The sequence below is a fragment of the Actinomycetospora sp. genome (assembly GCF_055612215.1).
The window spans coordinates 1-7,823 of sequence record NZ_JBVPVA010000773.1; the positions used below are offsets into that span (position 1 = coordinate 1).

Below are 7,823 nucleotides of genomic sequence, written 5' to 3' on the forward strand. Positions count from 1 at the left end.
GTGTGCAGCAGCGCGGGGAGCTGGGGGACCACCGGCACGACGAGGGTCATGCACAGCGACGCGACCAGACCGACGGAGGAGAGCACCGCGACGACGAGCGCGGGGCGGGCCGGCCCGTCCTGGTCGACCGTCCGCGTCGCCGAACCTCCGTGCCGTCCGTTCCGTGTACTCAACAACTCGGACGTCACCGTAGGGCGCGCGCTCACCACGAGGAGGAGAACGTCCCCTCCCTCACAGTTTCTTCCGCCCGACCCGGCTGAGCGGGGTGGGGCTAGTGGGTCGCGAGGACGACGGCGACGAGGCCGACCACGTTCGTTCCCAGGTGGATGCCGATCGAGGCGAAGATGCTGCCCGTGCGGCGCCGCACGGCCGACATGACCACGCCGCCGACGGCCGTGACCACCAGGACCGCGAGCACGCCGAGCACCGGGATGCCGCCCGCGGGCGCCGCTACCGCCCCGGCGAGGTGCCACACCGCGAACGCCGAGGCCACCGCGAGCACGACGCCCTGCCCGGCCCACCGGCGCCCGGCCCAGGCACGCTCGGTCAGACCGTGCAGGACCCCGCGGAACGCCAGCTCCTCGCAGAGCACGGTCCCGACCGGGATCAGCAGCAGCGCCCGCAGCACCACCGCCGACGTCGGGCTCCCCGCGACACCCGGGTTCTCCAGCAGCGGCCGCGTCGCCGGCAGCAGGAACGCGACCGCGTACCCGAGCGCGACGATCCCCACCGCCGCGCCGCCCCACCGCAGCCCGGAGCGCCACGTCGTCGGACACAGCCCGAGATCGCGCCAGGACAGGCCGCCGGCGCGGGCGGCGAGGACGAGCACGAGCACCCCGACGACGTTGGCGATCATCCGGACGACCGGGTCGGCGGGCAGGGCCGGGACGAGCAGGTTGTTCCAGGCGACCAGCCCCACGGCGACCACGGCCACGACGGCCGACAGCACGACCGCCGCGGGCAGCCGGCGGGGACCGGCTCCCGTGCCGGGGGCGCGCGGCCCGGACACGACGGGGACGGCGGTCGGAGCGGTCATGTCACCTCGGGGTCGGCGCCAGGGCCCTCCACAGTGCCAGGACGCCCCGTGTGCGACCCGTGAGGGGCCGTGATCCGCCACCTCCGCCGGTGACCGCGCTCACCCCGGGAGGGCGAGGACCCGACGCGCGCGCTCGGTGTCCGTCGGGGTCCATCCCGGCGGCGGGGCGACGGCGGCCCAGCCGTCGAGGAGCTCGCCCTGGTAGACGTGCCCGTGGCCGGGCGGCACGCCCACCGCGTCGGTGAGGTCGACCGTCACCTGCCAGAAGGTCACGACGGGGTACCAGCTCGTCGCGCCGAGGACGTCCCCGCCGCGGGGCTCCACCAGCCAGTCGGGGCGGCTCCACAGCAGGTCGGGCGACCACCACACCACGGGGTCCGACGGGTGCTGCAGGTAGAGCACGTGCGGGGCGATCCAGGGCGTGGCCGGGGTCCGGGCGACGGTGCGGGCGTTCGGGCCGCCGGCGAAGCGCACGACGAGCCCGTCGGAGTAGGTGGGGCGGACCTCGGGCGTGCCGGGGTCGCGGCGGTCCACGATCTGCGACCACAGCCGGTTCGAGTTCGGCGGCCCGACCCAGAGCACGCCGTCCGCGCTCGCGCGCACGTCGGCGAGCGAGCTGAACGCCGCCTCCGAGCCCTGCGAGCCGAGGCTCTCACCGAACACGATCATCTTCGGACGGGCCTGCCCGGGCGGGATCGCCTGGATGCGGGCGTGCACGGCGTCGATGAGCGACCGGCCGGCCTCCTCCGCGCGCGGGCCGTCGACGAGGAACGACAGCCAGCTGGGCAGGTAGGAGTACTGGGTGGCGACGATCGCCGAGTTCCCGCCCCAGATCGCCTCGAGGGAGTCGGCGACCGGGTCGTCCACCCAGCCGGTGCCCGTCGTCGTCACCACCGCGATCACCCCGCGGGAGAACGCGCCCTCCCGGTCGAGCTCGGCGACGGCGAGGTCGGCCCGCGCCTGCGCGTCGGGCGCGGACTCGAGCCCGACGTAGGCGCGCACCGGGTCCAGGGCCGGCCTCCCGGAGGCGGCGGCGAGCGTCGCGGCGTCCCGGCCGACGGCGACGAACCGACGTCCCTCCTTGCCGAGCGTCGCCCAGGGGACCAGCGAGCGCGGCGAGCCGGATCGGGTGGGCGCCGTGGGCTGCTCGACGCCGGGGTAGGTCTCCTCGTTGACCCCGCCGAACGCCCGGTCCGCGAGGGTCAGGCTGCCCTGCAGCACGACGTTGTCGGTGACCGCGGTGATGACGACGGCGAGCACGACGACCGCGACCGCGGCGGAGATGCGCCGCGAGAGGTGCGCGTACCGGCGCAGGCCGCGGACCAGCACGTGGTCGGCGTGCCGGATCATCCGCACCACCGCCACGGGCACCGCGGCCACGACGAACGCGGTCGGCGCCGCGCGCAGGTAGCCGAGGTAACCCGGTGGCTCCATCCCGACGAGCCCGCTGAGCCGTCGCTGCCACATCGCGCCCACCAGCAGCATCACGAGCACGACGACCGCCGCGGCGACGAGCAGGATCGTCCACGCGACCTGGCGGACGCCGCGCGGGGTGAGGGCCCGGACCTGGGCGATGACGCGCAGTCCGCGGCGGGTCCGGCGCAGTAGGAACCACACCAGGGAGCCGACCCCGTAGCCCACCGCCGCCGAGAGGCCGCTCGCCAGCCCCTGCACGAACCACGTCCGCGGGATGAGGGAGGGCGTCATCGCCAGCGTCCCGGCGGTGACCGCGAGCGAGAGGCCGAGCGCGTCCACCCGCAACCACCGCAGACCGGGCCGGTCCAGGGGTCCGGGTCCGCGGTGGACCACGTGCGCCGCGGGCGGGCGGGGCCGAGGGCCGTGCACCGGGTCCCCGTGCGGCTCCGGCTCGTCGAGGGTCGCGGTGTACGCGCCGGGCGCGTCCGACGAGGCCGGGGTGCCGTCCCGCTCGACCCCGGCGCCCGACACGTCCCCGATTCTGGACCACGCCCGTCCGGGCGAGCGACGGGGTCGCTGCGGGCTGCGCCACACGGCGGTGTCCGGTGGTCCGGTCGCCGAAGCTCGCGGTGCCGGCCGGGTGTTGCGCGCTGTGGCGCTCCGCCTCGCGATGCGCAACCCACGGAGACGGATCGGGACGCGATGTCGAGAATCGTGACTCGGGGGGCGGCCGGGTGGGAGCGGGAGGTCGTTACACTTTCCGCATGTCGAGGGCCGACGGGGAGCAGGGCGAACGCTCTGCCGTCCAGTCCGTCGACCGCGCCGTGACGATCTTGGAGATCCTCGCCGCACGCGGCGAGGCCGGGATCACGGAGATCGCCGAGGAGCTCGGCGTCCACAAGTCGACGGCCTCCCGCCTGGTCTCGGCCCTGCAGCGGCGGGGGCTCCTCGAGCAGCTCGGGGACCGCGGGAAGTACGCCCTGAGCTTCGGCATCGTCCGGCTCGCGGCGGCCACGACCGGGCGGATGGACCTCGCCCGGCTGGGGCAGCCGACCTGCCAGGCGCTCGCGGAGGTCATCGGCGAGACCGTCAACCTCGCGGTGTCGGACGGCGAGGCGGCCATCAACGTCGCCCAGGAGTTCGGTACGTCCTCGGTGAGCTCGCAGAACTGGGTGGGGCGCCGGACCCCGCTGCACGCCACCTCGGCCGGCAAGGTCCTGCTCGCGCACATGGACGAGACCGAGCGACGGGCGCTCCTGCGTCGCCGGCTGGTCCGCTACACCGAGGCCACCCTCACCGAGCCGGCCGCCCTGCGCGCGGAGCTCGCGCGGGTGGTCGACGAGGGCTACGCGCGCTCCTTCGACGAGCTCGAGGTCGGGATGCACGCCGTGGCGGTCCCGGTGTGGGCGCACGACGGCAACGTCGTCGCGGCGCTCTCCGCCTCCGGGCCGTCGTACCGGCTCCCACGCCGCCGCGCGCGGGCCGTCGTCGCGGACATGCGGGAGGCGGCCCGCGAGCTGTCGGCCAAGCTCGGGTGGGTGGAGCCGGCCGGCGGCAGCCCACTGCGCTGATCGGACCAGCCGCTCGGCAGTCGGCCGCGGTGATCGGCGCATTTCGTGCCCTCGGCGCCGACCGTCGGCGTCACCCACTCCCTCGCGCTCTTGACAGCGCTCGGGTCGGCCACCCACGGTGTTGCAGAGAGTAGAACAAGTTGCGCCATGTGCAACAGTGCGCAGGCGACCGGCCCGAGTGGGAGACCGCCCATGGGACCTCGCGTCGTCATCGTCGGGGCCGGCATCGTCGGCTGCGCGCTCGCCGACGAGCTCACCGCCCGCGGATGGACCCGCGTCACCGTGCTCGACCAGGGCGAACCGGGTCGCACCGGCGGGTCGACCTCGCACGCGTCCGGCCTCGTGTTCCAGGCGAGCGGTGACCGGTCGCTGACCCGCTTCGCTCGTGCGACGGTCGCCAAGTACGGCGCGCTGCGCGTCGAGGGCCGGGCGTGCTTCCGGCCCGTCGGCGGGCTCGAGGTCGCGGCCACCCGCGAGCGCCTGGCCGACCTGCACCGCCGCCACGGCTGGGCCACGGCGGCCGGCATCGAGAGCCACCTCCTCGACCCCGCCGAGTGCGCCGCCCTCCACCCGCTGCTCGACCGCGAGGTCGTCCTCGGCGGCCTGCACGTCCCCTCCGACGGCGTGGCCGTCCCCCTCCTCGCGGCGCAGGCCCAGGCCCGGGCGGCCACCGGACGGGGTGCGGAGTTCCGCCACGGAGTGCGGGTCACCGGGATCGACGTGCGGGGCGGGCGGGTCCGCGGGGTCGAGACCGACCAGGGTCCGGTCCGGGCGGAGGTCGTCGTCTCCGCCGCCGGGATGTGGGGCCCGCTGGTCGGCGCGATGGCCGGGGTGACGGTGCCGCTCGCCCCGATGGCGCACCAGTACGCCTGGACCACCCCGTTGCGCGAGCTCGACGTGCTCCAGAAGCTGCGGGGGCTCGTCGATCCCGGCGGGGCGACCTTCCCGGTGCTGCGTCACCCCGACGCCGACCTGCAGGTCCGCGAGCACGGGGACCGGCTCGGCGTCGGCGCCTCCGGCCACCGCGCGATGCCGGCCGACCCGGCCGGCCTCGACCGCCCGGGACCCGACCGGGGCGCGATCCCCAGCGAGCGCACCTTCACCGACCTCGACTTCGAACCCAGCTGGAACGCCGCCCAGGCGCTGCTGCCCGCCCTCGCCGACGCGAAGGTGGAGCGGGGCATCAACGGGCTCTTCCCGTTCACCCCCGACGGGATGCCGCTGCTCGGGGAGACCACCGTGCCCGGCTTCTGGCTGGCCGAGGCCGTCTGGATCACCCACTCCGCGGGCATCGCGGCGGCCCTCGCGAGCTGGATGGTCGACGGCGTGCCGGCGCTGCCGGAGCCGGGCGCGGGCCCGCACGACGCGCCCGCTCCCGTCGACGTGTCCGCCTCCCACCACGACCGGTTCGACCCGGCCCTGCTGGCCCCGGCCACCGTGCGCAGCCGTGCCTGCCACGCCTTCGACGAGATCGACGACATCGCGCACCCGCAGCGACTGTCGCCCACCGCGCGTCCCCTGCGCGCCGGCCCGTTCGAGGCGCGGCACCGGGAGCTCGGGGCGATGGTGGCCGAGCTGGACGGGTGGGCGGTCCCGGCGTGGTTCGGCGACAACGCCGACCTCCCCGAGGTGTGCGAGGTGCGCCCGCGGCGCGCCTGGGCGGGGCGGCACTGGTCCCCGATCGCCGGGGCCGAGGCGCTGGTGGTGCGCCGTGCGGTCGCCCTGGTCGACCTGACCAGCCGCCACCGTCTCGAGGTGACCGGCCCGAACGCGCTGGGCCTGCTCCAACAGCTGACCACCGTGGACCTCGACCGCCCGATCGGAACCCGTGCCCGCGCGCTCGCCCTCGACCGCGCGGGGCGCATCCGCGCCGACCTCGACGTCGCCCGCCTGGCTCGCGACCGGTTCGCGGTCGGCGTCGGGACCCGGCTCGAGGCCCGGTGGCTCGCCGAGCACGTCCTGGGCGACGTCGAGGTCCGCGACGACACCGCCGGGACGTGTGCGCTGGGCGTGTGGGGCCCGGCCGCCGGAGTGCTGCTCTCCCGCCTGACCGACCCCTCCGGGCGCGCCCGGACCACCGACGCGGCCGAGACCCACGTCGGACCGGTGCCGGTGCTCGCCCTGCGCGGTACGCCGGTGGGCGTCGACGGCTTCGAACTGCGCACCCGCGCCGACCTCGGGGCGGCCCTCTGGGACGTCCTCTGGGACGCGGGGGCGACCCTCGGGATCGTCGCCGCCGGGGCCCGGGCGGTGACGAGCCTGCTCGTCGAGGCCGGGCACCGGACCGTCGGCACCGGGCTGGACGCCGAGCTCACCCCCGCCGAGGCGGGCCTGGACCACCTCGTCGACCCCGGCAAGGGCCTCTTCCTCGGACGAGAGGGCGCTCTCGCCCCGCCCGGGCGTCGCCTGATCGCCCTCGCGCTCGACGAGCCCGGTGAGGTCGTCCTCGGCGAGGAGCCCGTCCTGGCGGGCGACTCGTGCGTCGGCCAGGTCGTCGCCGCCGAGGTCGCCCACAGCGAGGACGTCTCGCTCGCGCTGGCCGTGGTGCCGCCGGACCTCGCGCACGAGGGCACCGAGCTGGCGGTGGAGTACTTCGACCGCCGGCTGGGCGCGCGGGTGGTGGAGCGCACCGTGCGGTGACGCGCCCGGAGCCGCCCTGCGCCCGGTCATGCCGGTGCCGGTCGGGGTGGGAGGCGGCGCCGGACCAGGAAGAACCCGACCGCGGCCACCACGGCGATCCCCAGCGCCACGACCAGGTCGACCGCGCTCTGCTCCACGAGGGCGAGCACGGCCCCGACGATCGCGACGAGCGGGGGGAGGGGCCAGAGCGGCATCCGGAAGCTCGCCCGCCCCCGGTCCCGTACCCGGCTCACCAGCGCCGAGGTGGCCACGAGCAGGTAGATGACCACGATGACCACGCTGGTCGCGGTGATCAGCTCGTCGAGCCCGGCGGCCAGGCAGAGGACCCCGTTGCCCACGAACAGCACGACGATCGCCCCGACCGGCACCCGCGACCGCGTCGACACGCGGGACAGGAAGCGGCCGACCGGGCCGGGCAGCATCCCGTCGCGGGCGGCCGCGTAGTAGACGCGGGCGTAACCGAGGTTCGCGGCGAGCCCGGTGTCGACCATCGCGATCACGACGCCGACCAGGAGCACCGTCGTCCCGACCGGACCCATGACGTCCCGCGCCAGCGCCGCCAGCGGCGAGTCCGCGGCCGCGGTGGCCCCGACGTCACCCACCGCCCCGGTCGCCGCGACCACGGCCAGGACCTCGAGCACGACCGCCAGCCCCGCGGAGAGCAGCACCGCCCGGGGCAGCGCGCGCCGCTGGACCGGCGGGGTCTCCTCCGCGAAGTAGAGCGGCCAGTCGTAGCCGTTGAAGGCGAACAGCGCCAGCGCGATCGCGGGCAGCAGCGCCGAGAACGCCACGCCTCCCGTCCGGCCGTGCCCCGCGGCGACCACGGGGTGGGTCACGTAGCCCAGCCCGTGCTCGAGCGAGAGCAGGCACGCGACGATGAACGCGATGATCACGACGAGCTCGACCACGAGCATCGCCGTGGCCACCCAGCTCGAGCTGCCCAGGCGCTCGAGCGAGAGGAACGTGACGAGGGCCATCATGACAACGGCGGTCCAGTCGACCGGGAGCGCGTCGATCAGCTCGTGCAGGTAGGTCGCGGAGGCGACGAGGATCGCGGCGGTGGACATGACGCCGAGGCCCAGGAAGAGCAGCAGGGCGACGAAGCCCAGGGCGTCGCCGAGCACCGCGCGCACGATGGTGTAGGCGCCACCGGCGCCGGG

At 75.9% G+C, this 7,823-nt stretch carries 5 protein-coding genes; 2 read left to right on the forward strand and 3 right to left on the reverse strand.

Translation table 11 applies throughout. The features are described 5' to 3' along the window. Positions 1-271 precede the first annotated feature (271 nt). Together AC0CYZ_RS21110 and AC0CYZ_RS21115 are read right to left on the reverse strand one after the other, a co-directional pair. Entirely contained in the window at positions 272-1,036 is a 765-nt protein-coding gene (locus AC0CYZ_RS21110) for a lysostaphin resistance A-like protein (RefSeq protein ID WP_472218919.1), read from the reverse strand. 99 nt (positions 1,037-1,135) lie between these two features. Next, positions 1,136-2,983, reverse strand: a complete 1,848-nt coding sequence (locus tag AC0CYZ_RS21115; protein ID WP_472218921.1) for an alpha/beta hydrolase — start codon at positions 2,981-2,983, stop codon at positions 1,136-1,138. A gap of 233 nt (positions 2,984-3,216) precedes the next feature. Between AC0CYZ_RS21115 and AC0CYZ_RS21120 the strand changes: the two genes are divergently transcribed. Together AC0CYZ_RS21120 and AC0CYZ_RS21125 are read left to right on the forward strand one after the other, a co-directional pair. Then, positions 3,217-4,023 (forward strand): IclR family transcriptional regulator, encoded by an 807-nt coding sequence (locus tag AC0CYZ_RS21120; RefSeq protein ID WP_472218923.1) that lies wholly within the window; start codon positions 3,217-3,219, stop codon positions 4,021-4,023. 192 nt (positions 4,024-4,215) lie between these two features. After that, the gene (locus AC0CYZ_RS21125; protein WP_472218925.1) at positions 4,216-6,663 is read left to right on the forward strand and encodes an FAD-dependent oxidoreductase; all 2,448 of its coding nucleotides are present in this window, start codon (positions 4,216-4,218) and stop codon (positions 6,661-6,663) included. 26 nt (positions 6,664-6,689) lie between these two features. Here AC0CYZ_RS21125 and AC0CYZ_RS21130 read toward each other — a convergent pair. Continuing rightward, positions 6,690-7,823: APC family permease (locus AC0CYZ_RS21130; RefSeq protein ID WP_472218927.1), on the reverse strand; the 1,134-nt coding region annotated here is incomplete at its 5' end.